This is a genomic window from Stenotrophomonas sp. PA-6-5C (genome assembly GCF_021605635.1).
GTDB classification, from domain to species: Bacteria; Pseudomonadota; Gammaproteobacteria; order Xanthomonadales; family Xanthomonadaceae; genus Stenotrophomonas; species Stenotrophomonas lactitubi.
On sequence record NZ_WKEE01000030.1, the window covers coordinates 15,684 to 41,779 of the forward strand.

The 26,096-nt window shown below is 66.4% G+C and carries 22 protein-coding genes; 7 read left to right on the forward strand and 15 right to left on the reverse strand.

The window, feature by feature from the left end; translation table 11 throughout:
• The first annotated feature begins 21 nt into the window (after positions 1–21).
• Complete coding sequence (locus GIW57_RS13660; RefSeq protein WP_100462575.1) at positions 22–1,242, forward strand: multifunctional CCA addition/repair protein; 1,221 nt, start codon at positions 22–24, stop codon at positions 1,240–1,242.
• A gap of 43 nt (positions 1,243–1,285) precedes the next feature.
• Here the strand turns inward: GIW57_RS13660 and GIW57_RS13665 are convergent, their stop codons facing one another.
• The 5 genes from GIW57_RS13665 to GIW57_RS13685 form a co-directional block, all read right to left on the reverse strand.
• On the reverse strand, positions 1,286–1,720 hold the full coding sequence (locus GIW57_RS13665) for an SseB family protein (protein ID WP_236511533.1): 435 nt from the start codon (positions 1,718–1,720) through the stop codon (positions 1,286–1,288).
• Positions 1,721–1,807: 87 nt separating this feature from the next.
• On the reverse strand, positions 1,808–2,167 hold the full coding sequence (locus GIW57_RS13670) for a transcriptional regulator (RefSeq protein WP_100462573.1): 360 nt from the start codon (positions 2,165–2,167) through the stop codon (positions 1,808–1,810).
• A complete protein-coding gene (locus GIW57_RS13675; RefSeq protein ID WP_100462569.1) occupies positions 2,164–2,466 on the reverse strand; it encodes a type II toxin-antitoxin system HigB family toxin in 303 nt (100 codons plus the stop codon). The genes GIW57_RS13670 and GIW57_RS13675 overlap by 4 nt, the downstream gene beginning before the upstream one ends.
• A gap of 46 nt (positions 2,467–2,512) precedes the next feature.
• Positions 2,513–2,851, reverse strand: a complete 339-nt coding sequence (locus GIW57_RS13680) for a hypothetical protein (RefSeq protein WP_236511535.1) — start codon at positions 2,849–2,851, stop codon at positions 2,513–2,515.
• A 3-nt stretch (positions 2,852–2,854) separates the two neighbouring features.
• A complete protein-coding gene (locus GIW57_RS13685) occupies positions 2,855–3,886 on the reverse strand; it encodes a S41 family peptidase (protein WP_236511537.1) in 1,032 nt (343 codons plus the stop codon).
• 373 nt (positions 3,887–4,259) lie between these two features.
• Here GIW57_RS13685 and GIW57_RS13690 point away from each other — a divergent pair, with 373 nt between their 5' ends.
• On the forward strand, positions 4,260–4,682 hold the full coding sequence (locus GIW57_RS13690) for a hypothetical protein (RefSeq protein ID WP_236511540.1): 423 nt from the start codon (positions 4,260–4,262) through the stop codon (positions 4,680–4,682).
• A 190-nt stretch (positions 4,683–4,872) separates the two neighbouring features.
• Here the strand turns inward: GIW57_RS13690 and GIW57_RS13695 are convergent, their stop codons facing one another.
• From GIW57_RS13695 to GIW57_RS13720, 6 genes are all read right to left on the reverse strand, one after another.
• The gene (locus tag GIW57_RS13695) at positions 4,873–8,007 is read right to left on the reverse strand and encodes an autotransporter domain-containing protein (RefSeq protein ID WP_100462552.1); all 3,135 of its coding nucleotides are present in this window, start codon (positions 8,005–8,007) and stop codon (positions 4,873–4,875) included.
• A 268-nt stretch (positions 8,008–8,275) separates the two neighbouring features.
• Positions 8,276–9,343: a DUF5009 domain-containing protein gene (locus GIW57_RS13700; RefSeq protein WP_236511542.1), complete on the reverse strand. Its 1,068-nt coding sequence runs from the start codon at positions 9,341–9,343 to the stop codon at positions 8,276–8,278.
• Positions 9,344–9,345: 2 nt separating this feature from the next.
• Positions 9,346–10,494 (reverse strand): N-acetylglucosamine-6-phosphate deacetylase, encoded by a 1,149-nt coding sequence (nagA, locus tag GIW57_RS13705; RefSeq protein ID WP_100462546.1) that lies wholly within the window; start codon positions 10,492–10,494, stop codon positions 9,346–9,348.
• A complete protein-coding gene (locus tag GIW57_RS13710; RefSeq protein ID WP_100462542.1) occupies positions 10,494–11,522 on the reverse strand; it encodes an SIS domain-containing protein in 1,029 nt (342 codons plus the stop codon). The genes nagA and GIW57_RS13710 overlap by 1 nt, the downstream gene beginning before the upstream one ends.
• A 7-nt stretch (positions 11,523–11,529) precedes the next feature.
• Positions 11,530–12,597, reverse strand: coding sequence for a LacI family DNA-binding transcriptional regulator (locus GIW57_RS13715; protein ID WP_099821016.1), 1,068 nt, complete (start codon positions 12,595–12,597; stop codon positions 11,530–11,532).
• A 39-nt stretch (positions 12,598–12,636) separates the two neighbouring features.
• Positions 12,637–13,929 carry a sugar MFS transporter gene (locus GIW57_RS13720; protein WP_236511544.1) on the reverse strand — a complete coding sequence of 431 codons (1,293 nt, stop codon included), beginning with the start codon at positions 13,927–13,929 and terminating at the stop codon, positions 12,637–12,639.
• Positions 13,930–14,314: 385 nt separating this feature from the next.
• On the opposite strand from GIW57_RS13720, the gene GIW57_RS13725 reads away from it, so the two are divergent.
• The 3 genes from GIW57_RS13725 to GIW57_RS13735 all read left to right on the forward strand — a co-directional run bounded on the left by GIW57_RS13725 (position 14,315) and on the right by GIW57_RS13735 (position 20,605).
• The gene (locus GIW57_RS13725; protein WP_236511546.1) at positions 14,315–15,331 is read left to right on the forward strand and encodes a glucokinase family protein; all 1,017 of its coding nucleotides are present in this window, start codon (positions 14,315–14,317) and stop codon (positions 15,329–15,331) included.
• Positions 15,332–15,474: 143 nt separating this feature from the next.
• Entirely contained in the window at positions 15,475–18,138 is a 2,664-nt protein-coding gene (locus tag GIW57_RS13730) for a TonB-dependent receptor (RefSeq protein ID WP_100462530.1), read from the forward strand.
• A 112-nt stretch (positions 18,139–18,250) separates the two neighbouring features.
• Positions 18,251–20,605 carry a family 20 glycosylhydrolase gene (locus tag GIW57_RS13735; protein ID WP_236511548.1) on the forward strand — a complete coding sequence of 785 codons (2,355 nt, stop codon included), beginning with the start codon at positions 18,251–18,253 and terminating at the stop codon, positions 20,603–20,605.
• Between the two features lie 125 nt (positions 20,606–20,730).
• Here the strand turns inward: GIW57_RS13735 and GIW57_RS13740 are convergent, their stop codons facing one another.
• Positions 20,731–21,123, reverse strand: a complete 393-nt coding sequence (locus GIW57_RS13740; RefSeq protein ID WP_100462524.1) for a hypothetical protein — start codon at positions 21,121–21,123, stop codon at positions 20,731–20,733.
• Positions 21,120–22,304, reverse strand: coding sequence for an SAM-dependent methyltransferase (locus GIW57_RS13745; RefSeq protein ID WP_236511550.1), 1,185 nt, complete (start codon positions 22,302–22,304; stop codon positions 21,120–21,122). Before GIW57_RS13745 ends, GIW57_RS13740 begins: the two co-directional genes overlap by 4 nt.
• Positions 22,305–22,363: 59 nt before the next feature.
• On the opposite strand from GIW57_RS13745, the gene GIW57_RS13750 reads away from it, so the two are divergent.
• Positions 22,364–23,101 carry a pteridine reductase gene (locus GIW57_RS13750; protein ID WP_089236904.1) on the forward strand — a complete coding sequence of 246 codons (738 nt, stop codon included), beginning with the start codon at positions 22,364–22,366 and terminating at the stop codon, positions 23,099–23,101.
• Between the two features lie 33 nt (positions 23,102–23,134).
• On the opposite strand, the gene folK is transcribed toward GIW57_RS13750, so the two are convergent.
• Positions 23,135–23,635, reverse strand: coding sequence for a 2-amino-4-hydroxy-6-hydroxymethyldihydropteridine diphosphokinase (gene folK / locus GIW57_RS13755; RefSeq protein WP_236511552.1), 501 nt, complete (start codon positions 23,633–23,635; stop codon positions 23,135–23,137).
• A 93-nt stretch (positions 23,636–23,728) separates the two neighbouring features.
• Between folK and GIW57_RS13760 the strand changes: the two genes are divergently transcribed.
• Entirely contained in the window at positions 23,729–24,478 is a 750-nt protein-coding gene (locus GIW57_RS13760; protein ID WP_089236908.1) for a 20S proteasome subunit A/B, read from the forward strand.
• Between the two features lie 103 nt (positions 24,479–24,581).
• On the opposite strand, the gene GIW57_RS13765 is transcribed toward GIW57_RS13760, so the two are convergent.
• Positions 24,582–26,093 (reverse strand): hybrid sensor histidine kinase/response regulator, encoded by a 1,512-nt coding sequence (locus tag GIW57_RS13765; protein WP_100462512.1) that lies wholly within the window; start codon positions 26,091–26,093, stop codon positions 24,582–24,584.
• Between the last annotated feature and the right edge of the window lie 3 nt (positions 26,094–26,096).

Here is a 26,096-nt window from a genome sequence, read left to right on the forward strand (position 1 = left end):
CTACCGTGCCATCATCCCCCCATGAAGATCTATCTTGTCGGCGGCGCCGTGCGCGACCGCCTGCTGCAGCGCCCTGCCGGCGACCGTGACTGGGTCGTCGTCGGCGCCACGCCCGCGCAGATGGAAGCGCAGGGCTTTACCGCCGTAGGCCGCGATTTCCCCGTCTTCCTGCACCCGAAGACCGGCGAGGAATACGCGCTGGCGCGCACCGAACGCAAATCCGGCCGCGGCTACCGCGGCTTCGTGGTCGATGCCGATCCGGCGGTGACGCTGGAAGAAGACCTGCAGCGCCGCGACTTCACCATCAACGCCATTGCCTGCGATGAAGACAGCGGCGCGCTGGTCGACCCCTATGGCGGCGCACGCGACATCGAGCAGCGCGTGCTGCGCCATGTCGGTCCCGCCTTCGTCGAAGATCCGCTGCGCGTGCTGCGTGCGGCGCGCTTCATGGCCCGCTTCGCCTCGCTCGGCTTCACCGTCGCGCCGGAAACCATGGAACTGATGCGCGAGATTGCCGCCAGTGGCGAGCTCGACGCACTGGTGCCGGAACGTGTATGGCAGGAACTGCGCAAGGCACTGGTGTGCGAACGCCCGTCCGCGTTCCTGCGCACCCTGCACGACGCGCACGCGCTGGGCCCGATATTGCCGGAGCTGGAAGCGTTGTACGGCGTGCCGCAGCGCGCGGAATTCCATCCGGAAGTCGATACCGGTGTCCACCAGGAAATGGTCAGCGACATGGCCGCGAAGCTGGCGCCCGGCGATGATCTGGTCGGCTTCGCCGCACTGACCCACGACCTCGGCAAGGGCCTGACCCCGCCCGAGGAATGGCCGCGCCACATCATGCACGAACAGCGCGGCATCAAGCCGCTGAAAGCACTGTGCGCGCGCCTGAAGATTCCGGCCGAGCACCAGCAGTTGGCCGAGGCCGTATGTCGTGAGCACTTGAACGTGCATCGCATCGACGAACTGCGCGATGCCACCGTGCTGGAACTGCTGGGCCGCTGCGATGCACTGCGCCGGCCGGAACGGGTGGCCCGCATCGCGCTGTGCTGCGAGGCCGACAAGCGCGGCCGGCTCGGTTTCGAGGACAGCGACTACCCGCAGGGCGAAACGCTCAAGCGCCTGCACCAGGCCGCGTTGTCAGTGCAGGCACGTGATCTGGATACCACGCACCTGAAGGGGCCGGCCATTGGCGAGGCGCTGGCCAAGGCGCGAGTGAAGGCGATCGCCGCCGCCCGCTGAAGCATCTGGTAGTGCCGGCCGCTGGCCGGCAACCACAGCTTTATCAGTGCGCCATCCCACGTGTGATCGCCGCAGCACGTTCCTTCAGCTGCGCCACCGCGTCGGGGATCATCTCCATGCCCACGTCCAGACCCGGGTTCAGCACCAGGCCGACGCCCTCGCCGATGCCCGACAGCAGCGCATGCACCGCGATGGGCATGGCATGGGCGAACTGCGGCAACTGCTCGTGCCAGATTTCCGCGCGCTCGGGCGCAGTGAACACCGCGAACATCGGCTCGCCGCCCTCGCTGGTCAGCACCAGCGGCGAAATGCTCTCGTCCCAGGCACCGTCTTCGCCGATGGCCTTGTCCAGCAGCACGAACACCGGCGCGGTCAGCAGGCCGTCGAGGAACTGAGAAGCCGTAAGGGTTCCGTCCTGGGCCTGCAGCAGGCGCACTTCCAGGTCGTTGGCGGGTTCGAACGGCATTTCGTGGTCCATGGTCGGTTCCGGTACGTGATTGCTGGCTGCAACTTTAGCAGGCCCTGCACGAGGCTACGCACACCCCATCCCGCATCGGGATGGACCTCAGCGGCCGATCAGGCTTTCCGCCGGAATACCCAGGTTGCGGTGCAGGTTGCGGATCATCTCCAGGGTCAATCCACGCTTGCGATTCAACACCTCATACACGCGGTTGAGCTGACCAATGGAGGGCACCAGGTCCTTGACGGTCAGACCGCCCTGCTCCATGCGAAAGCGGATTGCCTCGATGGGGTCCGGCAGTTCGATCGGGTAATGCTTCGCTTCGTAGGCCTCCACCAAGGTGGCGAGAATCTCGAACCGGTCGCCTTCTTCACTGTCTAGTGCGGGTTCGTTGTCGAAATAGGCCTCCAGCTCGCGCAACGCGTTCTGGTAGTCATCTTCAGTGCGAATGGGACGAATGTTCATTTTTCCTCCACGGTCGCTACGTCAACCCGGTCGTATTCGGCATGGGTGCCGATGAACTTGATGTAGACCATCTGACGCTGATAAGTAACGTCGACAATCAACCTGTGGCTGTTGCCTTTGATGTTGAAAACCACGCGACTGCTACCGATGAAACTCGCACTCGCATAGCAACTGCGGATGTCATGCGGACTCGCCCAGGTGGCGCGCCTCGCTTCGTCGTGCCAAGCCTTCAGCGGCTGCTCGCACTCTGGAAACCTCTCCCAGTAGCGCCTGAGCGTAGACAGCGCGAAGACTCTCACGGGCGCATCCTAGTCCCAATATGGGACATATGCAAATCATGACCCATCAGATGCCTCCGTGTCCCATCCGCCACATCCACCCTGCCACTGCCAGCCCGGCCACCACCACCAGCATCACCGGCAGGCCGAAGCGATGCCGCCAGGGGATCGGCACCCCGCCAAGCTGCTGGTCCATGCTTTCGGTATCCAGCACCCAGCCGTGCTCGCAGCCGGTGCAGGCCAGCTCGTAGCGGCGCTGGTAGACGAAGCCGAACAGCAGGTCGATGCGCGCCATCTTGTAGCGCAGCTGCGGGGCGAACTCGGTTTCAGCCTGGCAGCGCAGGCAGTGGTGTGCTTCGGTGGGGCCGACCACCACTACCCGTTCCTGTTGGCCGATCAGGATCATGGATCAGCTGCCCTGGCAGGCGGGTTGGGCCAGCAGCCATTGCTGGGCCGCCGCGACGGTTTCAGCATCGCCTTCGATGGGTCGGTCCGGCGCGATCTTCAGCCCATCGCCACGTCCGTTGCGATCCCGCATCACGCTGGTGGTCAGCACCAGCGAACTGCCATCGACCAACGGCCGCACCACGTTGGCAGTGGACATGCCGGCGGTGGGTAGACCGAAGCTGCGTGTCTGCGGCCGGCCACGGAAAGCGAGCACGGTGGCTTCACCGGAACTGGCGGTGCGCGGACCGGTCAGCACGGCTACCGGCGCACCTGGGTTCTTCAAACGGTAGCCGGGTGCACCGAGATCCACGATTGCACGCGAACCCAGGCGCACGCCGGACGCAGTCGATTGCCAGCCTTGCGCCCCCTCGGCGGTGGCGAAGGAGCCGACGTCTTCGTCATCGTTCGCCGAGGTACGCAGCAACGGCGCTGCACCCACCAGCATCGGCCACATGTTGCCACCGGTGTTGCCGCGCAGATCAACGATCCAACCGCAGCGGTTGCCGTTGTCCTTGTCACCGATGATCGCCTGCCAGCGTGCGGCACGTGCCTTCATCTGTTCGCGCGCGGCTGGGCCCGGGGCGGCGGAATAGCCTTCGATCCCCATCCAGCCGATGCGCCGATCCAGTAAATCGACCGGCACAGGCGCTTCCGGCGCGGTGGCCACTGCGGCATTGGAGCGATCAAGACGCCGCGCCTCCAATTGCAGCCGCTGGGAACTGATCCAGCGGCCATGACCACCGGAGCTGCGGTCAATCGCCTCGCGTAGAACGTCACGCGTCCTGCCCGGATCGCCCTGCGCGGTCTTCAGGCGCGCGCGGATGGCTGGCCATTCCACGCGGTCACGGTACAAGGCCTCGCGCTCCAGCATATCCAGCAGTTCGGCTTGCGCCTGCGGCGTTGGCAGTTCGATGGGCTCCCCTGCCACCGCTGGCATCGCGATGAAGAAAAGCGCCCCCAGTGCAGCGACCATCGGGCGGATATCAAGGTGCATTTGACGTTCCTTCGTCATTGGTGGGTACCGCAGCATACCGCCTCGGGATACGCGCAGCGTGTCGCATCAGGCACATTTGTATCGGATTGCGATTTACAACTTTGCTCATGTCATCGCGCGGGTGAAAGCACGAAGGTTGTTCTGCCACCGCGCTTTGCGTTGGCCGGGATTGGCGTCCCGAATCAAATATTCAAGCGATCAGATTGCCGTTCCAGCGGCAATCACGACAATGCACCTGCTCGCCCATGGCGGGCGGTGCGTGGGGATCCTCGCGATCCGTCGGCTTTTTCGCTTGGATTTTGACCGGCACGCCAACCCGCACCGCCCGCCACCTTGCATCCCGCAGGTGGCCCAGCCCTGTGAGGTTGTTGCCATGACCGAGCTCTACCCCACCTATCCGCGCCTGCACACACTGCTGGGTGATGCCCTGCCCGACCTGCAGCTGTCCAACGCCACTGCCGAGGCACTGGAAGACGCGCTGACCGAAGCGGATGAAGCCGCTCCCACGCCGGCCTTTTTCAAGCGGTTACGCGACGTCACGCGCTGCCACGCCGCCGACGGCGAGCCGTGGACGGAACTGCGCATCACGCCGGCGCGTGCGCGCGATCTGGCCGGGACCACGCGCTGCCTGCTGGCATTGTCGGCATTGGGTGGTGTGTTGCTGGCCACACAGGCCGCGCGTGAACTGGACGACGCGGAGGCGCAGTGCCCGCCGCTGACGGAGGAAGGGTTGCTGCATGCGGTGCAGCTGCTGGCCGATCACGCAGGTACGTTGCTGGGTCGATCGCCGTTGTGATGCAGGTGTGTGGGAATTGATTGACTGCTGCCAAGGCGTGTCGACCAAGGTCGACACCTACCAGAGCGGGTCATGGCGCCGGTTGGATTCGTGTCGACCAAGGTCGACACCTACCAGAGCGGGTCATTACGCCTGAGGGATTCGTGCCGACCAAGGTCGGCACCCACCAAAGCAGCCAAAGCGGCGGGCGTCACCAATCCGCGCGCAGGCCGATGTTGCCTTCGATGATGCGGCGCTTGCCGTTGTCGCTGCCACCCACCTCGCGGGTGTAGTCGGCGACGGCATACGCACTGATCGTGCGGTTGAAGCGCCCGACCACGCCGACACCGGCTTCCAGTGCGCGCGAACGTTGCGAATTGATGATCGCGTCGTTGTCGAACAGGATGCGGTCCTCGCCCGAGCGACCGTGCCAGTAATTCAACTTGAAGTACGGCTGCCAGCCGTTGTCAGACAGTTGATAGTCGCCCGCCAGGCGCAGGCCGACGCGGCCGGTCCAGGCGTTGTCGTTGTCGAAGGAAATGGTGGACACCAGATCACGCTGGTCATCCAGCGAACTGCGTTGCCAGATCACCTGCAGCTGCGGCTCCAACCACCACGATGACTGTCCGAACTGCAGCAGTGGCTTGCCCGCTTCCAGCGACAGCGTGGTGCCATCGCCCTCGAGGTCGATGCCCAGCCCGCGCGACGAACGCGTGCGGCCGTCGTAGCGGCTCTGCATCGCCACCGCGTCGATGTAGCCGCCGCTGCTGTCAGTCAACGTCCAGTACAGGCCCACGTGCTTGTCGTCCAACCGGCTCTGGCCGACCAGCACGTTGTCCCAGCCCACGGCCAGGCCGGTGACCTTGCCATCGGCGCGGGTGCGGCCGACGAACACGCCAATCTGGTTGCGATGGCTGTCGGCGGCAGCGGCCCATACGTCCAGGCCCGCCTGCACGCCCATCACGTCGCCATCGAAGCCGGGCCGTGCATCGCCCTTCCAGTGGATCTCGCTGCTCTGCCCCACCAGCCGCCCCCATGCGGTGCGGAACGCGCCCTGGCTGTACAGCAGGCGCTGTTCGCCCTGGCGCTCGTGGAAGGTACCCAGGCTGGCCAGCGAGGTCTCGCGCAGCAGCGGGGGCACCACGGCGTAGGCAGCGGTTTCCAGACGGTACAGCGGCACCAGGCCGTTCTCGTCCGGTGCGGCGGGCGTTGCTCCCGCATTGGGCGGCGCCGCACCGGTGCCGGGCAGGCTGCCCCCGGCCACCGGCACGTCCGGCACCGGTGGATCGCTGGGCGGGGCCACGGGCGGCGGTTCCGGCGGCGGCGGCGGTGGCGCTGTCTCACCGGCGGTCAGGTTCGGATCGATGGCACCTTCCGGTGGCGGTGGTGGTGCCGGTGGAATCGGCGGCGGTGGCGCCACCGGCGGTGTCGGCGGTGGCGGTGGAACCACTTCGCCGCCACCGTTCGGTGCGGGGGCCGGCCCGACCGCAACTGTCGAACGCAGGTACCAGTTCTCGCCGGTGCCGGCGCTGACGCCGCCCTTGAACAGGAAATACTCGTAGGCGCCGGCCGAGACCGGTGCGAACAACGAGAAGGCACCGGGCGCCGTGGTGGCACCGTTCAGCGCCTGCACCACCAGGATGCCGTCGACCAGCGTGGCTGCCCCGCTGCCGCCCGCGTTGAGGATGCCGATGCCGGTGCTGCCGGTGGCCGTGCCGCCATCGATCACCAGCCGGTCGCTGGTGGCGTTGTCCGCCGCCAGCACGGTACGCAGGTACAGCCCGCCGCCATCGCCACGGTAGTTGCCGCGCACGGTGAACACATCGCCCGGCGCGGAGCCGGTCAGATCGATGCGCCCGGCGTTGACCACATTGGCCAACGCGCTGCCGCTGAAAGGACGCACTGCATGCGTACCGCTGCCTGCATAGATCGTGCTGGTGTCATCCACGGTAAGTGAACCGGTACCGCTGACACTGTCACCGAGCACCAGATCACCATCGAAGGTGAGCTCGGTGCTGCTGGCCAGGCTGATCGCTTCCCAGTTCTGGAAGCGCGCGACGCCGCTGCCTTTGACGTTGCTGAAGCTGAGACGATCATTGCCGCTGCCGCCGTCGAACAGCGGTACCGCGCCGATGTTGCCCTGGTTGAGGTTGCTCAGCGTGGCCACGTCGTCGTCGGCGCCTGCGTCGATGGCGCCGTACACGATGCCGCCACCGCTCCAGTTGAAGGTGTCGTTGCCGGTGCTCAACAGCACCTGGCCACGCACGGTGCCATCGGTGATGGTCACGCTGTCATTGCCGCCGCTGACGCTGATGTTGCCGCCGATATAGGCGGTGCCGGATATGATGATGGTGTCGGTGTCGAAGCCGGTAACCACGTTGCCGTCGACGGTGCCGCCGGACATGTCCCACAGGTTCTTGTCCAGCTTCATGTTGACCCGGCCGATGCGGCCACCGGTCATCCACGCCTGGTCGCCATCTTCGAACGCGCCGACGATGCGGCCACCGCTCATGCGGAAGGTATCGATGTTGTCGCCCTGCTGCAGGGCACCGATGGTGCCGCCGGTCATGACGAAATCATCGCGACCACTGAACTGCGTCACCAGCCCGGTGATGGTGCCGCCGTTGACGGTCAGCTGGTCATCACCGCTGCCCTGATCGAGGCTGCCGATCGTGCCGCCGTTGAGCAGCAGCACGTCGTTGCCGTCGCCCTGCTGGACGGCGCCAGTGATGCTGCCGGCCAGCATCTGCAGGCGATCGTTGCCGGCGCCGAACTGCACGCCGCCGGTGCCGCCGCTGATGGTGCCGCGGTTGACCACGCTGCTGTCGCCTGCACCTTTGAAGGCGATGCCCCAGCCAGCAGCTGCGCTGATCTGGCCGTCGTTGACCACGCCGCTGCCGCCCTGCAGATACAGCGCGTACCCCTGTGCCGAGGAAATGCTGCCACTGGCGGCATTGTTGACCGTCACCACCGCATCGGCATTGATGCCACCGGCGGTGCCGCTGCCGACGGTGCCGCTGGCCGCGATGCTGCCCTGGTTGTTGATGGTGCCGCCGGCCGTAGGGGCGACGTAGATGGCGTTGGCGTTGCTGGTACTCAGCTGCGCGCCGCTCTGTACGTTCACGGTAACGCCGCTGGCTCCAGCGCCAAGGGTGACCGGCGTTGCATCGGGGTTGGGCGCGGCCGCACTACAGGTGACGGTCTGCCCGGCGACGGGGGCGGAGGCATCGCATCCCGCCCAGGCTGCCGGGGCGGCCAGTGCGAGCAGCGACGGCGCCGCCAGGATCTGTACCAGGGAAACGGTCAAACGGCGCCGGCGGAACCCGGGCGGGACGACATGGGACATACGGCACTCCTGGGTCGGGGATCAGGAACTGCGGATGCTATGTACGGCGCTGCTGACGCAGTCTGCCACTGCCATGAATGATTTCGATAGGTGAAATTGCAGGCAAGCGGTCACGTTTTCGATGTGAAACCGGGAAGTGCTCACGCGGCCCGCATATCGATGAATGCGTTCACCATCATTGGCTCGCCAAGAGCATCCACGCAGCCCACCAGCACAGTAGATCCACGCCATGCGTGGATGAGCCGTTCGCTACGACCTTTGCCCGCACTCAGATCTTCAGATAAATGCGACGTCGGTCCAGCCACCACGCCACACCCCACCACAGCGCAACGAACACCAACGCCTGCAGCATCGAGGCCAGCTCCAGCGCTTGTGGCATCGCCGCGGCCAATTGCTGCCAGACCCACCCCCAGGCACCGGTCGCCAGCAGGATCACCGACATCACCGAAGCCCCCAGATAGGCAGTGATTGCATTGACGCCGAAGCGCCGGCCCAGCGCCGGCCATCCCTTGCGGTCGATCAGCACGTGACCCAGCCACAACGCCAGCGCGGCCAGGCCCCCGGTCCACAGCACGTAGCTGGGCGTCCACAGCTGCTTGTTGAGCGGCAGCACCGTCGCCAGCAGCAGGCCGAGCACGGCGGTGATCGCACCCAGCGCAGCCAATGCACCGGCGCGGCCACTGCGCAGCAGGCCGCCGGCCAGCAGGCCCAGCACGGTGCTGGCCAACGCGCCGAGACTGCTCAGCAATCCTTCCGGGTCATGGCCCAGACCGGTATCGGCCTGCCATTGATAGATCCATGGCGCGAACAAGGTGGTATCCAGACGGCTGGCCGGATTGGTCCACGGCGCCAGGTCACCCACGCCCAGCAGCAGCGCCGCATACCCCACCAGCAACGCGACCAGCACGGCCACCTGCACGCGCGGGCGCGCATACACCGCCAGCACGCCCACCACTGCCGCGCACAATGCAATGCGCTGCAGCACACCCCATATGCGGAAGTGATGGGTATGCAGTGCCCACCACACCAGCAAGTGCAGCAGCACACCGGCGATGGCGATGCGCAGTGCGCGTTCCAGCACGCCACGTGCAAGTGCCGGCCGTGCAGCTGGATCCAGCGCGCGCGGTGCGACGCTGAAGGCCATCGACACGCCCACCAGGAACAGGAAGAACGGGAACACCAGGTCGGTCGGTGTGCAACCGTGCCATTCGGAATGGCGCAGCGGTGCGAACACCGCACTCCAGTCACCGGGGTTGTTGACCAGCAGCATCGCCGCCACGGTCATGCCGCGCAGGGCGTCGATCGAGCCCAACCGGCGTGGCGGCGTGCTGCTCATCGTCAAGCCGCCTCGTACTGGCCGGCGATCCACGTACCACGCACCTGCAGTGCATCGTCCAGCAGCACCAGGTCGGCCTGGTAGCCCTCGGCGATATGACCCAGGCGATCATCGACATTGAGGAACTGCGCCGGATAGGTCGAGGCCATGCGCGCGGCTTCGGCCAGCGGCTGCCGCAGCAGCTGCACGGTGTTGCGCACGGCGGTGGCCATGTCCAGCGCCGAACCGGCCAGCGAGCCCGCCGCGTTGCGCACTACGCCATCGATGGCGGTGATGGTTTCGCCATACAGCACGTAGCTGGGATCGTCCGCACCGACCGGCGGCATCGCATCGGTCACCAGCAGCAGGCGGCCGCGCGGCTTGGCCGCCAGCGCCACGCGCAGGCTGGCCGGATGCACGTGCACGCCATCGACGATGATGCCGATCCAGCTGTCGCGATCTTCCAGCGCCGCGCCGACCGCACCGGGCTCGCGCCCCTGCAGCGGCGACATCGCGTTGTACAGATGGGTGAAGCCGCGCACGCCGGCATCAAGACCGGCACGGATCTCTTCATAGGTGCCGGCGGTGTGGCCAGCGGCGACGATCACCCCGCGTTCGACCAGCGCGCGGATGGTCTCCAGCGGCACGCGCTCCGGCGCGAGGGTCAGCAGGGTCACGCCGTTGTCCAGCGACGACGCCAGGTCGATCTCTTCCGCGTCCGGCACGCGGAACTTGCTGGCGTCGTGCGTGCCTTTGCGCGCCGGTGCGATGTACGGCCCTTCCAGGTGGATGCCGATCACGCCCGGCACGCCCTGTGCAATGGCCTCGCGCAGCGCACCGATTGCCTCGCGCATCACACCGAGGTCATCGCTGATCAGGGTCGGCAGCATCGCGGTGGTGCCGAAGCGGCGATGCGCACGCGCAATCGTACGCAACGCCTCTACGTCGGGCGTGTTGTTGAACAGCGCGCCACCACCGCCATTGACCTGTACGTCGATGAAGCCGGGCAGCAGCCAGCCGCCCCCCAGGTCCACCTGCTCGTCGGCCGTGCCCAGCTGCGGTGCAGCGTCGGGCAGCAGCGCGCTGATGTGGCCGTCTTCGATCACGACCGCAAGATCGTCGCGGAACTCATCGCCGGCAAGAATGCGGGCATTGCGCAGGACGGTTGCCATCACACCGTCTCCGTAACCTTGTTCAGATGCGGCGGCAGATCCGGGTTGAAGCCGCGGCGCAGCGCCAGTGCATTGATCGCGCGGTAGAAGCTCTGCACCGTCAGCAGCGGCGCACACAGCGGATGCGGCGCGGCAGCGACCGGCAGGTTGCCGCCGGCACCGGCCAGCCACACCTGGGCGCCGCGTGCGGTGAATTCTTCGGCCACGGCGCGGGTGCCGGCACCGGTTTCATCAGGCTGGGCGAAGGCCAGCACCGGGAAGCCGCGATCGACCAGCGCCATCGGCCCGTGCTTGACCTCAGCCGAGCTGTAGGCCTCGGCGTGCAGGCTGCAGGTTTCCTTGAACTTCAGCGCCGCCTCCTGCGCTGCGCCGAGGCCCAGGCCACGGCCGAGCACGAACAGGTTGTTGGCCTCAACCAGGCCATCGGTCACTGCGCTCCAGTCGCACTGCCAGGCCTCGCGCATCGCATCGGGCAGCAGGTCCAGGGCATTGCGGAGCGCGCTGTCCTGCTTCCAGTACGCCGCCAGCTGCAGCAGCGCGGACAACGAGGCGAGGTAACTCTTGGTCGCCGCCACGCTTTTCTCCACGCCGGCATGCAGCGGGATGACCGTATCGGCAAGCAGTGCCAGCGGCGAATCCTCGACGTTGACCAGCGCCACCACGCGCGCGCCAGCAGCCTTGGCAGCTTCGGCATTACGCAGCAGGTCCGGGCTCTTGCCGGACTGCGAAATGACGATGAACAACGCACCGCGCAACTGCAACGGTGCGGCGTAGACCGAACCCACCGACGGTGAGGCCGAGGCAACGACCAGGCCCAGCTGGGTCTCCAGCAGGTACTTGCCGTAGGTCGCAGCATGGTCGGAGCTGCCACGTGCGCAGGTCACCACGAACGGCGGCGGTGCAGCGCGCAGGCTGGCTGCCAGCGTTTCCATCACGGCATGGTTGCGGGCGAACTGGCGGGCAACGACGTCGGCCGCTTCGGCGGCCTCGGCGAACATCAGGGTGGCGGTGGGGTCGGACAGCGACATGGCAGGCTCAGGAAGGATCGGAAGGAAGGGGACGGGCAGCGGCAGGCCGCATCGGTGCGGTCGAGCCGCGCACCACCAGCTGTGGCACGAAGCCCTGGTTGTGCAGCGGCGCCGGCGCGTCGTCGTAGGCATCACTGCGCAGCTGCGCGATCAGCAGGCGCGCGGCATGGCGGGCGATGTCTTCGGTGGCCTGCTTGGCGGTGGTCAGCGGCGGCCACGACTGGCGCGAGAACGGGCTGTCCTCGAAGCCGGCGATGGACAGGTCGTAGGGCACGTTCATGCCGGCCGACTTCGCGGCGGCCAGCACGCCGGCGGCGATTTCATCGTTGGAACCGAAGATGGCGGTGGGCGGTTCGCGCAGTGCCAGCAGGCGCCGCGCACCGCGGAAGCCATCGTCGAAGGTGTAGTCGCCCTGCACCACCAGATGCTTGTCCACGGTCATGCCGTAGTCCTTCAGCGCAGCCTCGTAACCGGCGTAGCGCTCGCCCGACGACCGGTGCGAGGTGCCACCCCAGAGGAAGCCGATGCGCTGGTGGCCCAGCTGGATCAGGTGTTCGGTGATTTCGTAGGCGGCTTCGCGGTCGTCAACGAACACGCAGGCGCCATCGGCCGGATCTTCGGTGGCCGCGATGATCCGCACCAGCTTGATGCCACGCGCGGTCAGCGCCTGGATCAGGTCGCGGCGTTCGGACATCGGTGCGGTCAACACCAGCCCGGCCAGGCGCGAACGCTGCACCCAGTCGGCCAGCTCATCGGCCAGCAGCGGCGAACTGGAATCGCACGGATGGATCTGCAGGCCGAAGCCGGTTTCACGGCAGGCGGCGAGCACGCCGTTCTGCACGCCGATGATGTGGTACGGGTTCGGGTTGTCGTACACCAGCCCGATCACGAAGGTGGTGCCGCTGCGCAGGTTGCGCGCGGAGGGATCGGGTTCGTAATCGAGCTCGGCAATGGCACGCAGCACCCGCGCACGGGTGGCCTGCATCACCGAGGGCTCGTTGTTGATCACCCGCGACACCGTCTTCAGCGAGACCTTGGCCTTTTCGGCAACGTCCTTGATGGTCGCTCTGCGCATCGGCTTTTCCTGGGGTTGGCTGCCGTCCATCATCGCCGATCAGCCCTTGTCCTGCGGCAGGCCGACGCGATGGCCGACCACCGAGTAGAACAGGATGTACAGGTAGCAGGGCACCATCAGCAGCAGGAACACCAGCTGGAAGTCGATGTGCTGCTTGAGCACGGCGAACAGCTGCGGAATGATCGCGCCGCCGGCGATGCCCATCACCAGCAGCGCCGAACCGGTTTCGGTAAAGCGGCCCAGGCCACGGATCGCCAGCGGGAAGATCGCCGGCCACATCATCGCGTTGGCAAAGCCCAGCAGCGCCACGAAGGCGACCGACACATAGCCATGGGTGAAGAAGGCGCCCAGGCAGAACACCACGCCCAGTACCGCGGAGATGGTCAGATAGCGCGACTGCGAGACCACTCGCGGGATCAACGCCAGGCCGACCACGTAGCCGATGAGCATGGCGAACAGGGTGACCGCGGTGAACATCTTGGTCTGGTCCAGCGGCAGGTCGAAGCCATGACCGTAGGTACCGATGGCATCACCGGCCATCACTTCCACGCCGACGTAGACGAACAGGCACAGCACGCCCAGCCACAGGTGCGGGAACTGGAAGATGCTGCTGCGCTCGGCCTTGCCCGGTGCGCCGGCCGGGGTGGCATTGGCCTCGGAGGCCTTGATTTCAGGCAGCGGCGAGAACAATACCGCCACCGCCAGCACCACCAGCAAGCCGGCCATGGCCAGGTACGGCGCGTGGATCTTGGCCGCGAACTGGTTGAGCAGCGTGGTCTTGGTGGCCGCATCGGCGGCCTGCACCTGAGCGTCGAGGTCACCGATGCCATGCAGCACCAGGGTGCCGATCAATATCGGCGCCAGGATGCCGGCGATCTTGTTGCAGATGCCCATCATCGCGATGCGCCGTGCGGCGGTTTCAATCGGGCCGAGGATGGAGATGTACGGGTTGATCGCGGTCTGCAGCAAGGCAAGTCCACTGCCGATCACGAACAGGCCGCCGAGCGCGCCGGGATACCAGCGCTGGGTGGCGAATTCACCGAACAACGCCGCGCCGCCGGCCATCACCAGCAGGCTCAGGCTCAGGCCCTTCTTCATGCCGGTGCGGCGCAGGATCCACGACGCCGGCAGGGCCAGGAAGAAGTAGGACAGGTAGAACACCATCAGCACCAGGAAGGCGCCGACCTCGCTGAGCTCGAAGGCGAGTTTGACGAAGGTGATCAACGGGCCGTTGAGCCAGGTGAAGAAGCCGATCAGGAAAAACAGCACGCCGACGATGGCGATGGACGAGGCCACGTTCGGGCGTGCGCTTGCAGCGGGGACGGCTGACATCAGGAAGGCTCCTGCGGCGACGGCCGCAGAACACGGCGTCGGAGAGTGGCTGGGAACAACGTTGTCACATTCTTTCGGTGGACGACGACCGTTTGTCAACTTCCATGCACGGCCCACCACACCGGATGCTGCACTGCGCAAGCCCGCTGCACGGCCATCCGCTGAATGCGCTTCGCCCTTGAAGCCCCTTGCTGCAACGGTTCTGCCATGGATGCCGCACTCACGCCATGTAAACGTTTACGGCGATCTGCATTCGCTGCGGCGCAGCAACGAAAGTGTCACGAACTCGTTGACATCGTTGTCAACGCGGTTACAGACTCCGCCCCAATCGCCGGCTTCATCGTTGCCCTTCCCGGGGCCGGCCCCACCTGCTGCAGGAGCCCGCGTGACCGCCAGCCATCCCGCCCCGGCCCATGTCCTGTCCCGCGTCGCGCCCTCGTTCCTGGCTGCCGACGTTGGCGGCACCCATGTGCGTGTTGCCCGGGTCCAGGCCAGTGGCGACGATGCCCATCCGGTGCAGGTGCTCGATTACCGCAAGTACCGCAATGCCGACCATGCCGGGCTCAGCGCGATCCTCGCCGACTTCCTGGCCGACGGCCCGCGCCCGTCGCACTGCGTGGTCGCCACCGCTGGCTATGCCCGCGAAGACGGCACGGTGATCACCGCCAACGTGCCATGGCCGTTGTCGGCCCGGCAGATCGAGGCCGATGTCGGCCTGCAGCGGGTGCACATCGTCAACGACTTCGAAGCCGTGGCCTATGCAGCCGCGCAGGTCGATGCCAGTGGCGTGCTGCACCTGTGTGGCCCGGACAGTGCACCGCGCGGCCCGACCCTGGTGGTCGGCCCCGGCACCGGCCTGGGTGCCGCGTTGTGGATTCCCACGGCCAACGGCCCGGTGGTGCTGGCCACCGAAGCCGGCCAGCCGACCCTGGCCGCCAGCACCGAACTGGAAATGGCGATCGTCCGCCACATGCAGCGCGACCGCGCGCATGTGTCCATCGAACATGCGATCTCCGGCCCCGGCCTGATGAACCTGTACCGCGCGATCTGCGCACTGCAGGACCAGGCGCCGGCGCTGGCCATCCCCGATGCGGTCACCGCCGCAGCAATGGCCGGTAGCGATCCGCTGGCACGGCAGGCGCTGGATGTGTTCTGCGGCCTGCTCGGCAGCACCATCGGCGACATGGCCCTGTTCTATGGCGCCCACGGCGGGGTCTACCTGGCCGGTGGAATCCTGCCGCAGATCCGCGAGTACCTGCGTACCAGCACCTTCGTCGAACGCTACCTGCAGAAGGGGCCGATGGGCGAGGCGCTGGCACGCATCCCGGTGAAGGTGGTCGAACACGGACAGCTGGGCGTGATCGGCGCTGCCAGCTGGTACCTGCTCCACGCCGACGCCTGAACCTGCAAACGGCTTCAACGCAATCGCAGCACGCAGTACGTGGCACGCCAATGCCCGGGACATCGCCGCCGCCCCGCGCACGTCATCGCAACCGCAATCCCATATCGCCGCCGGCATCCAATCGAGTGATGAGGAGAGACATCATGAATACCCGCAAGACCTTGCTTTCGGCCGCCATCGTCAGCTGCATCGCCTTCAGTGCGCACGCGCAGCAGGCCGCCCCGACCGCCACCGATCTGGACACCGTCACCGTTACCGGTATCCGCGGTTCGATGGAGAAGTCGCTGGACACCAAGCGCGAAGCCAATGCGCGCGTGGAAGTGGTCACCGCCGAAGACGTGGGCAAGCTGCCGGCGCACAACGTTGCCGACACCCTGCAGCGCCTGCCGGGCGTCAACATCAGCTCGTCCAGCGCCGATGAAGGCGGCTTCGACGAAGCCGACCGTGTCAGCCTGCGCGGCACCAGCCCCAGCCTCACCCAGACCCTGATCAACGGCCACACCGTCGGTTCGGCCGACTGGTTCGTGCTCAGCCAGGGCAACAACGTCGGCCGCAGCGTCAGCTACTCGCTGCTGCCGTCGGAACTGGTCAGCTCGGTGGAAGTGAACAAGTCCTCGCAGGCCAAGCTGCAGGACGGCGGCACCACCGGTACCGTCAACATCATCACCCGCAAGCCGCTGGAGTTCTCCAAGCAGTTCACCGCTGAAGGGTCGATCGGCATGGTGCGTTCGGACCAGGCCAAGTCGAACGACCCGCAGTACTCGGCATTGTTCAACTACAAGAACGAAGAAAACACCTTCGGCGTGATGGTGCAGGGCTTCAGCCAGAAGCGCGAACTGCGCCGTGAAGCGCAGGAAATTCCGGGCGGCTTCTTCAAGATCGGCGCCGGCGATCCGGTTGCCAAGACCAATCCGGACCTGATCGGCGTCAACGTTCCCGGCCTGCTGGGTTCGACCCTGTTCGAACAGACCCGTGAGCGCAAGGGTGGCCTGGTCTCGCTGCAGTTCAAGCCGACCGATACCCTTACCCTGGGCCTGAACGGTTTCAGCTCCAAGCTGGAAGCCAACAACTACAACCGCAACTTCATGATGTTCGGCAACAGCTTCGCCAAGTCGCAGGCGCCGAATCCGGGCTATGTGGTCAAGGATGGCGTGCTGACCAACGCCACCTACGCGGGCGTGCCGGGCACCAATTACGCGGTGTACGACATGATCTACCGCGAGTCGACGGCCAAGTCGAGCTACGTCACCTTCGATGCCGACTGGCAGATCAGCGACAGCCTGACCGCCAAGTTCCAGGCCGGCAGCACCAAGGGCACCGGTGAGACCCCGCGCCAGTACATCGCCGAGGTCACCGTGGGCAGCGGCGGTGGCGCCAGCTGGGCCACGCACGGCAGCGGCTCGCCGATCGACTGGAACGTCGGCGGCGACCTCTCGCCCAACGGCGTGACCAGCTTCGGCACCTGGGGCAACCAGCAGGTCACCGCCGAGGACAAAGAGAAGTGGGCCACGCTCGACTTCAACCAGTACTTCAACGACGGCGGCGTGCTGAGCTCCATCGACTTCGGTCTGCGCTTCGCCGACCACAAGCGCGAAGCACTGTCGCCGGAAGGTGCAACCCCGGGTGACATCTGGAGTGCGCTGAAGAACGGTGCCACCTCCAACTATCCGAACGGTTTCGCTGGCGATATCGGCGGCACCTTCCCGCGCAACATCTGGTACTTCACCCCGGGTGCGCTGAAGGATGCGGTGACCAATAACTCCACCTGGCTGGCGGGCAACGACGGCCCGACCGGTCGCCACAACTACGGTGCCGAGTGGCAGGTGAAGGAAAAGAACTTCGCCGGCTACGTGCAGGCCAACTTCCGCGGTGACTGGTGGAGCGGCAACCTGGGCCTGCGCTACGTCAACATCAAGCAGGACATCAACACCTACAACGCCGTAAGCAAGGCCGCCGACGCAGATGTCAGCAGCCTGTTCGGCATGTGGGAGAGCGTGGCCTTCCAGAACAAGCGCAACCGCGTGCTGCCCAGCGCCAACATCAAGTTCGACCTGGACGACAACCTCGTGCTGCGCGTGGCCGCTTCGCAGACCCAGACCCTGCCGGACTACTCGGCGCTGGGCGCATCGTCGTACGGTTCGGACCTGAACCGGACCGGCGGCGGCGGCAACCCGAACCTCAAGCCGACCCTGTCCACCAACCTGGATGCCAACCTGGAGTGGTACTTCATGCCGCGCGGCCTGCTGTCGGTCGGCGCCTACCACATGGACCTGAAGGACTACATCGCCTTCGACGTGGTCTCGCGCCAACTGTACAGCGAACTGACCAACCAGCTTGAGACCTACCAGATCTCCACCCCGATCAATGCCGACGGCAAGGTCACCGGCGTGGAAGTGGCCTACGAGCAGCCGATCGGCGAGTACTTCGGCGTCAATGCCAACTACACCTACGCCAACGGCAGCACCGCGCACACCTGGTCCGATGGTTCGCACAACCTGCTGGGCACCTCGAAGAACACCTACAACGTGGGTGCCTACTTCGAGAACGAGCGCTTCGGTGCACGGGTCAGCTACACCCACCGTTCTTCGTTCCTGATCAGCCTGTCGGGCACCAACCCGTACTACCAGGATGACTTCGGCACGCTGTCGGCGTCGCTGAGCTTCAAGGCCACCGACTGGCTGAGCATCAGCCTGGATGGCCTGAACCTCAACAACCCGACCTACAAGTACTACCAGACCGCGGCCATTCCGACCTCGTTCTACAGCAACGGTCGCCAGTACTACCTGAACTTCCGCTTCAAGTACTGATCCAGCGGCAGCTTCATCGCCGAGTCGTGCACGCACGCCGGGCCTGGGTCATTCCGGGCCCGGCGTTTTTCATGTATAGCGAACATCGCACCCGATCCAAGGAGTCCTTCCGATGACGAAGCCCACCCGCGCCAGGATGCGCAGCCTTCTGTTGCTGGGCAGCCTGCTGGCCGCCCTGCCCGTGCTGCCGGCACTGGCCGCCGATGCCCCGGCACTCGATACCGGCCCCGGCCCGCAGCTGCGCGCCGGCAGCCTGATGTTGATTCCCGCACCGGCCAACGTGCAGCGCGGCAACGGCGCGGGCATCACCGTCGGCGCGGCCACCGTGTTGCAGGCCGATGGCGAAGCCGCACAGCGTGTCGCCGCTCAGTTCGCCGACCTGCTGGCGCGCAGTGGTGGGCCGCGCCTGGCGGTGGCCAACGGCAAGGCCGCCGCCAAGAGCGGCAGCATCCGCTTCCAGATCGTGCCGACCTTCCGCGACAGTGGCGAGGGCTACACGCTGGAAAGCACCGCGCAGGGCGTGCTGGTGCAGGCCGGCAACGAGACCGGCCTGTTCTACGGCGCCACCACCCTGGCCCAGCTCGCCACCGGCGGCAGCAACGGCGTGCTGCCGGCCGTGCAGATCCAGGATGCGCCGCGTTTCAGCTGGCGTGGCTTCATGCTCGACTCGGCGCGGCACTTCCAGAGCCTGGACGAGATCAAGCGCGTGCTCGATGCGATGGCCGCGCACAAGCTCAACACGTTCCATTGGCACCTGACCGACGACCAGGGCTGGCGTATGGAGATCAAGCGCTACCCGAAGCTGACCGGCGTCGGCAGCTGCCGCCTGCCGGCCGGTGACGGTGGCATCGATCCGGTCAGCGGCAAGGAGCATCCGTACTGCGGCTTCTACACGCAGGATCAGATCCGCGAAGTGATCGCCTACGCCGCCAAGCTGCACATCCAGGTGATTCCGGAGATCGATGTCCCCGGCCACGCCACCGCTGCCATCGCTGCCTATCCGGAACTGGGCACGATCGACACGCCACTGAAGCCGTTGAGCGAATGGGGTGTGTTCCCGAATCTGTTCAACGTCGAGGACGGCACCGTCACTTTCCTGGAAAACGTGCTGGAAGAAGTCATCGCCCTGTTCCCTGCCAGGTACGTGCACGTGGGTGGCGACGAGGCAGTGAAGGACCAGTGGGAGGCCTCAAAGCAGGTGCAGCAGCGCATGCGCGCGCTCGGCATCAAGGATGAGATGGCCATGCAGAGCCACGTCATCAAGCGCTTGGAAACCTTCCTGGAAGAACACGACCGTCGCTTGATCGGCTGGGACGAAATCCTTGAAGGCGGCCTGCCGCCGCAGGCCACGGTGATGTCCTGGCGCGGTACCGAGGGTGGGTTGGCCGCGGCCAGCGCGGGCCACGATGTGGTGATGTCGCCGGTCAGCCATCTGTACCTGGATTACCTGCAGACCGCATCGCCGAACGAGCCGCCGGGCCGGCCGACGCAGGTGAACCTGGCCAAGCTCTACAACTACGAACCGGTGCCGGCCGAACTGGCCGCCGACAAGCGCGGTCACATCCTCGGCCTGCAGGCAAACATGTTCACCGAGCACACGCGCACCTACGCGCGCCTGCAGCACAACCTGTTCCCGCGACTGGCCGCCGTGGCCGAGACCGGCTGGAGCACGCCGGAGCAGCGTGATTTCCGCGACTTCCTGGCCCGCCTGCCCTCGCAGCTGCAGCGCTACCGGGCCTGGGGCCTGGCATATGCGCAGACGCCGTTCGAAGTAGGTGTGGCCTACACCGATGACCGCGCGGCAAACACGGTGACCGTGTCGCTGGCCAACCCGCTGGGCTATGAAGTGCGCTACAGCAGCGACGGAACGCCAGTGACCGCACAGTCGCCGCTGTACCAGCAGCCGCTGACGTCCACGCTGCCAGCGACAGTGCAGGCGGCTGCGTTCTACCAGGGCCAGCCGCTGGCTGCGAAGCCGACGGTGGCGTCGTACACCGCGCAGTCGCTGCTGTCGCGGCACAGCGAAGAACTGCGCAGCTGTGTGGGCGAGAAGGGCCTGGTGCTGCGCCTGGAAGACGATGGCCCGCGCGAAGGTGCGCGCGCGGTATTCACCGTAGATATCTTCCAGCCCTGCTGGCGTTGGCCGCAGGCACAGTTCGATGGCATCGGCAGCGTGGAAGTGCGCGCGGGCCGCATTCCGTACTACTTCCAGCTGGCCCACGACGAGCCGAAGCGCCGCTTCGAGAAAGCCCGGAGCGCGCACGGCGAAATGCTGATCCGTCGCGGTGACTGCGCGGGCAAGGTACTGGCGCAGGTGCCACTGCCGGCGCAGACCGATGCCGACGGCTTCGTGACCCTGCGTGCAGCGCTGCCGAAGGGCACCTCGGGTACGGAGGATCTGTGCATCAACTTCACCGGCGATACGCGCCCGGCGATGTGGGTGCTGGATGAGGTGACACTCCGGTAGATGCCAACCCTGGTTGGCGCCGTGGAGATTCATCCACGCATGGCGTGGATCTACTGTAGAGCCGAGCCCATGCTCGGCTGCTTTTCAATCGGCAAGCCGAGCATGGGCTCGGCTCTACAGGAACGTTACCCCCGCCAGCGCAGCAGGATGTCGCGCAGCGGGGTCAATGCGGTGGCCATCCCCGCCAGCACGCCAATGGTGTTGGCCACCGCATCCATCGGATCGGCCATGCGGTTGCTGGTCAATGCGCCCTGCGCAAATTCGATGCCGATGCCCATCAGCACCAGGCCAGCCCCAACCCACAGCAGCGGGCGGCCCCGCTGGAACAACTGCACCGCGCTGCCGGCCAGGATGAAATAGGCCAGGAAATGCTCGCCCTTGTCGCTGTTTTCCGGCAGCGGGATCGGCGGCGGCGGAATCAGGCAGACCACGATCACCGTCAGCACCGCCAACACCCACAACGCGCTCCACAAGCGCGGCCGCCGCAGCGGCTTGATCACCGGCAACGCTGCACTCACAGGCGCCAGCTCAGGTCGCCCAGTTCGAAGGCCGGTTCGAAATCAACGTCGCGCTGCAGGCCTATGGCCTGGAAACGCTCACCCATCTCGGTTGGCAGGGTCAGCTTCTTCACCTGGTCGCGCAGCTGGATGCGGCCCACTTCATCGGTGCGCTCCTCGGCCAGGGTCAGTACCTGGTCCAGGCCGTTGCCAAGCAGGAAACTGGCCTGGCTGCAGTAGCCAGCCAGGTCGAAACCGCCGTGCAGGCCGGCCTCGGCCATGGCGGTGAAATCAACCGATGCAGTGATGTCCTGCAGTCCCGGCCAACGATGGATCTCGTTGTGCACGTGGTGGCGGTAGAACGCGCGCACGGTGCCGTCATCGCGCTCTTCCTGGTAGAACTCGCCCCGGTTGTAGCCGTAATCCACGAACAGCATCGCACCACGGCGCAGGCCTCCGGCCACTGCCTGCAACCAATACGGCAGCTGCGGCAGCACCTCGGAACGGTAGCCGTCGGCAAAGGGCTTTTCCAGGTAGCGTTCGAGATGGCGCACCGCGCCGTTGAGCAGCAGGTCGGCCGGCTGCGCGCCACGGATGAAGTTGCCCTGCCCGTCCAGTTCGACGGTTTCCTCGTACACCTCGCCGTCCTTGATGAGGAAGCGCGGTGTCGGCAGCGCATCGATCACCTCGTTGGCGAACACCACGCCGTCCCACTCGTCCTCGAACGGGCGATCAAGCCACTCCACCCGGCTGGCCAGCTCAGGCGGCAGGTTCTGCTGCAGGCGCTCCTGCTGGCGCTGGCGCAGGTCCGCGCTGGGTTCGAGAATCGCGTAACGGGCAGGCAGTGCGTCCAGCTCGGCCAGGCGCAGCAGCACCGCCTCGGCGAAGGCGCCCGTGCCGCCGCCCAGTTCCAGCATCCGTGCCTGCGCATCGAGCTGGCCGAACACCGGCGCCAGCGCATTGGCCACGCTGCCGGCGAACAGGCCGCCCAGCTCGGGGGCGGTGGTGAAATCGCCGCTGCCGCCGAATTTGCTGGCACCGGCGCTGTAGTAGCCCCAGCCCGGCGTGTACAGGCACAGCTCCATGAAGCGGGAGAACAGCATCGCCCCGCCCAGTGCGAGGATCTCGGCACGCAGGGCGGCGGCCAGCTGGTCGCTGTGGGCCAGGGCATCGGCTTCGGGCAGGGGGAAGGTAGGCTGCATGGCGTCTTCGAATGCGGTGACAATGGTGCACAGGATAGCCGAGCCTTGGAGGACCCTCGATGAGTGACACCGCCCCCGTGGCCCTGATCACCGGCAGCGCACGCCGGATCGGCGCGGCCATCGCCCGCCAGTTCCACGCCTGTGGCTGGTCGGTGGTGCTGCACGCCAATACCTCCAGCGCCGAGCTGCAGCAGGCCGCCTTCAACCTGGACAACGAGCGCCCCGGCAGCGTGCTGGCGTTGCAGGCCGACCTGCGCGACGCCGACGCCCTGGCCGATCTGGTCGAGCAGGCGGTGACCCACTTCGGCCGCCTCGATGCGCTGGTCAACAACGCCTCCAACTTCTTCCCCACCCCGCTCGGCCAGGTCACCGCCGAGGCGATGGACGAGCTGTATGCGGTCAACGCGCGCGCACCGCTGCTGCTGGCCCAGGCCGCCGCGCCGTACCTGCGCCGCCAGCACGGCTGCATCGTCAACCTGACCGACCTGCACGGCACCGACCCGATGCGCGACCACATCGCCTACACCATGGCCAAGGCCGCGCTGGAGATGGCGACCCGCTCGCTGGCGCTGGAACTGGCGCCGAAGGTGCGGGTGAATGCGGTGGCGCCCGGTGCGATCCTGTGGCCGGAACAAGGCAAGGACGATTTCGCCCGCGAGGCGCTGCTGGCGCGCACGCCGCTGGCGCGGATCGGCACGGTCGAGGAAATCGCCGAAGCGGTGTACTGGCTGGCGGCCGAGGCCAGCTTCGTCACCGGCCATACCCTGCGTGTGGATGGTGGGCGTACGGTGAGTTGATCGTTCAGCCACCCGTGGGGTGGCTGCGTCGGGTCAATCCACCGCGTCGGGGTCCAGCTCGACCGTCTCGAACGCTTCGCCGTACTGCTTGTGCGCGCGCCACAGCGTGGCCAGATCCAGGCCGCTGACCGGATCGATGAAACCCGGGGCGATATCAGCCAGCGGCTTCAGCACGAACGCATGCTTCAGTTCCGGGCGCGGAATGCGCAGATGGCCGGGGCCTTCCACCACCAGGTCGCCATAGAACACCACATCGACGTCCAGGGTCCGGTCGGAGAAACGCGGACCGCTGCGGTCACGACCGTGTGCATCTTCCAGCGCATGCAGCCAGTCATCCAGCTCCCGCAGCGGCAGCTCGGTCTCGATGGCAACGCCGTTGTTGAGGAAGGCCGGACCGTCGAAACCGACGGCGGCGGTGCGGTAGGCGGCAGACACCTGCAGCGCACCAAAGCGCTCGCGCAGGGCCGCCACCGCAGCGTGGAGGTAGCGGCGGGGGTGGACGTTGCTGCCCAGGCTCAGGAGCACGGTGGTCATGCGGTTCCGGTGACGGCAATCAGGTGGAGCGCGGGCATGCCATCGTCACAACGGCCTGCCTACAATCCGGGACGCATATGATAGGGCACCGACATGACCTATTGCGTTGGAATCGAGGTGGACGAGGGCCTGGTCTTCGCCGCCGACACCCGTACCAATGCCGCGCTGGACGATGTCCGCGTGCACCGCAAACTGCACGTGTTCGAATACCCCGGCCAGGCCGCCTACGTGGTGATGGCCGCCGGCAACCTGGCCACGACGCAGTTGCTGGTGTCGCGGCTGAAGCGCGATGCAGACGAGCGGCGCACGCCGAACCTGCGCGACATGGCCCACCTGTTCGAGGCTGCGGCCTACGTCGGCTCCCTGCTGGTGGACAGCCAGGTGCAGAACCAGCACACCGAACACGGCCATGACGGGGTGAACACCCAGGCGACGCTGATCTTCGGCGGGCAGATTGCCGGCGAACAGCCTGGCCTGTACATGGTCTACCCGCTGGGCAACGCCATCGCTGCCTCGCCGGAAACGCCCTATCTGCAGATCGGTGAATCCAAGTACGGCAAGCCGATCCTGGACCGCATCCTGACCCCATCCACGCATCTGGAAGACGCCGCACGCACGGCAATCGTTTCGCTCGATTCGACCATCCGGTCCAATCTGTCGGTGGGCCTGCCAGTGGACCTGGCGCTACTGCGCGCCGGCGAACTGCGGATCAGCCAGCAGCTGCGGCTGGGCGCCGATTCAGCGCTGTACGCCGACATCCATCAGAACTGGTCGCGGCGGCTGGAACAGGCGGTGGAAAGCCTGCCACGGTTTCCGTGGGAAACGACGGATCGCCCGGGCTGAAACGCCGCCGCTGCACACTGTAGAGCCGAGCCCATGCTCGGCTGACGCAGCCGATGCAGACAGCAGCCGAGCATGGGCTCGGCTCTACGGCGTTCCCTCGACGTCAGCCCAGCGCGTCGGCCACCGCGCGGAACACCTGCTGCATCTGCAGCGGCTTGCGCAGCAGGTGCACCTCGATGCCGGCGGGGAACACATCTGCCGGCATTTCCCCGGCAGCCTCTTCCAGCACAAGCGCCGGGCCGCGGTAGCCGAGCGTGGCCATCTCGCCCAGCAGCTGGCTGGCCGACAACAGCTTGGAGCCGGCATCGGCGATCACCAGCGCCGGCATCGCCTCCTGCTGCATCCAGCGCAGCGCCGCCGGGCCATCGGAGGCCAGCTGCAGCTGGTAGCCTTGGCTGGACAACGCATTGCCCAGCAGCGACAGGCGCGTGGCTTCACCATCGACCACCAGGATCGACTGGCCACTGCCCAGCGCCACCAGTTGTTCGATCGGTTCACCGCCCTCGGCGCTGGCATGCATCGGCAAGCGCAGCTCGAAGCAGGTGCCCTGCCCCAGCTGGCTGTTGACGTGGATGCTGCCACCGGCGCCTTCCACGATGCGCTTGCAGGAAATCAGGCCCAGCCCGGTGCCATCGGCCTTGGTGGTGAAGAACGGATTGAACAGATGCGACAGCGTGTCCGCATCCATGCCGGTGCCTTCATCGACCACCGCGATGCGCAGCCAGTCCTCACCATCGCGCTGGCCACCGTGGCTGGCGGTCAGGCTCAGGTTGCCACCATTGGGCATCGCCTGGATCGCGTTGAGCGCCAGGTTCAACAACACCTGCTGCAGCTCGGTGTAGTTGGCATCGACCACCAGCCCCTCATCCTCGACCACAAGGTCCAGGCGGACCCCATCGGGCACGTTGCTGCGCAACAGCAGCGCCACGGCCTGGAACAGGTCATCGATGTGGATGCGCTCGCTGGCCTTGCGCGACCCACGCACGAACGACAGCATCGATTCGGCCATCTCATGGCCACGGCGACCGCACTCGGCGATCACGTCGGCCAGGTGATGCAGTTGCGGATCCTGGGTACGCGCCTTCAGCAGGTCCGGCATGATCAGCAGCGGCTGCAGGATGTTACGCAGATCGTGGCTGAGGCCTGCGGCCAGCAATGACAGGCTTTCCAGCCGTTGCGCGCGCATCAGCTCGGTTTCCACCCGCGAGCGCTCGATGGCGCTGCGTGCCTCACGCACCGCGCGCGCCACTGCGGACGGCAGGCGTGCCGGCTGGTGCTTGATGATGTAATCGTTGGCGCCCTTCTGCAGGGCCGCCACCGCATTCTCCTCACCCATGGTGCCGGAGACGAAGATGAAGGGCACCTCCGGCAACGCGTCGCGCACGATGCGCAGCGCGTCGTCGCCGGAGAAGCCAGGCATGCTCAGGTCGGACAGCACGATGTCCGGCTGGAAGCGCGCCAGCGCATGGCGCAGGTCGTCCGCACTCTCGACGCGCTCGAACGTGGCCTCAAGGCCTGCATCGAGCATCTGTTCAGACATCAGCTCGGCATCCTCGGGGGAATCTTCCACCAGCAGGATGCGCAATGCGCCGAGCGCGGGACCGGTCAGGGGCATGGG

Excerpts from the sequence above, each read along its gene's own strand:
- GIW57_RS13695 (WP_100462552.1), bottom strand. The coding sequence starts at position 8,007 with ATGTCCCATGTCGTCCCGCCCGGGTTCCGCCGGCGCCGTTTGACCGTT.
- GIW57_RS13720 (WP_236511544.1), bottom strand. The coding sequence starts at position 13,929 with ATGTCAGCCGTCCCCGCTGCAAGCGCACGCCCGAACGTGGCCTCGTCC.
- GIW57_RS13730 (WP_100462530.1), top strand. The coding sequence starts at position 15,475 with ATGAATACCCGCAAGACCTTGCTTTCGGCCGCCATCGTCAGCTGCATC.
- nagA (WP_100462546.1), bottom strand. The coding sequence starts at position 10,494 with ATGGCAACCGTCCTGCGCAATGCCCGCATTCTTGCCGGCGATGAGTTC.
- GIW57_RS13660 (WP_100462575.1), top strand. The coding sequence starts at position 22 with ATGAAGATCTATCTTGTCGGCGGCGCCGTGCGCGACCGCCTGCTGCAG.
- folK (WP_236511552.1), bottom strand. The coding sequence starts at position 23,635 with ATGACCACCGTGCTCCTGAGCCTGGGCAGCAACGTCCACCCCCGCCGC.
- GIW57_RS13710 (WP_100462542.1), bottom strand. The coding sequence starts at position 11,522 with ATGTCGCTGTCCGACCCCACCGCCACCCTGATGTTCGCCGAGGCCGCC.
- GIW57_RS13745 (WP_236511550.1), bottom strand. The coding sequence starts at position 22,304 with ATGCAGCCTACCTTCCCCCTGCCCGAAGCCGATGCCCTGGCCCACAGC.
- GIW57_RS13690 (WP_236511540.1), top strand. The coding sequence starts at position 4,260 with ATGACCGAGCTCTACCCCACCTATCCGCGCCTGCACACACTGCTGGGT.
- GIW57_RS13765 (WP_100462512.1), bottom strand. The coding sequence starts at position 26,093 with ATGCCCCTGACCGGTCCCGCGCTCGGCGCATTGCGCATCCTGCTGGTG.
- GIW57_RS13685 (WP_236511537.1), bottom strand. The coding sequence starts at position 3,886 with ATGCACCTTGATATCCGCCCGATGGTCGCTGCACTGGGGGCGCTTTTC.
- GIW57_RS13760 (WP_089236908.1), top strand. The coding sequence starts at position 23,729 with ATGACCTATTGCGTTGGAATCGAGGTGGACGAGGGCCTGGTCTTCGCC.
- GIW57_RS13750 (WP_089236904.1), top strand. The coding sequence starts at position 22,364 with ATGAGTGACACCGCCCCCGTGGCCCTGATCACCGGCAGCGCACGCCGG.
- GIW57_RS13665 (WP_236511533.1), bottom strand. The coding sequence starts at position 1,720 with ATGGACCACGAAATGCCGTTCGAACCCGCCAACGACCTGGAAGTGCGC.
- GIW57_RS13735 (WP_236511548.1), top strand. The coding sequence starts at position 18,251 with ATGACGAAGCCCACCCGCGCCAGGATGCGCAGCCTTCTGTTGCTGGGC.
- GIW57_RS13680 (WP_236511535.1), bottom strand. The coding sequence starts at position 2,851 with ATGATCCTGATCGGCCAACAGGAACGGGTAGTGGTGGTCGGCCCCACC.
- GIW57_RS13670 (WP_100462573.1), bottom strand. The coding sequence starts at position 2,167 with ATGAACATTCGTCCCATTCGCACTGAAGATGACTACCAGAACGCGTTG.
- GIW57_RS13700 (WP_236511542.1), bottom strand. The coding sequence starts at position 9,343 with ATGAGCAGCACGCCGCCACGCCGGTTGGGCTCGATCGACGCCCTGCGC.
- GIW57_RS13715 (WP_099821016.1), bottom strand. The coding sequence starts at position 12,597 with ATGCGCAGAGCGACCATCAAGGACGTTGCCGAAAAGGCCAAGGTCTCG.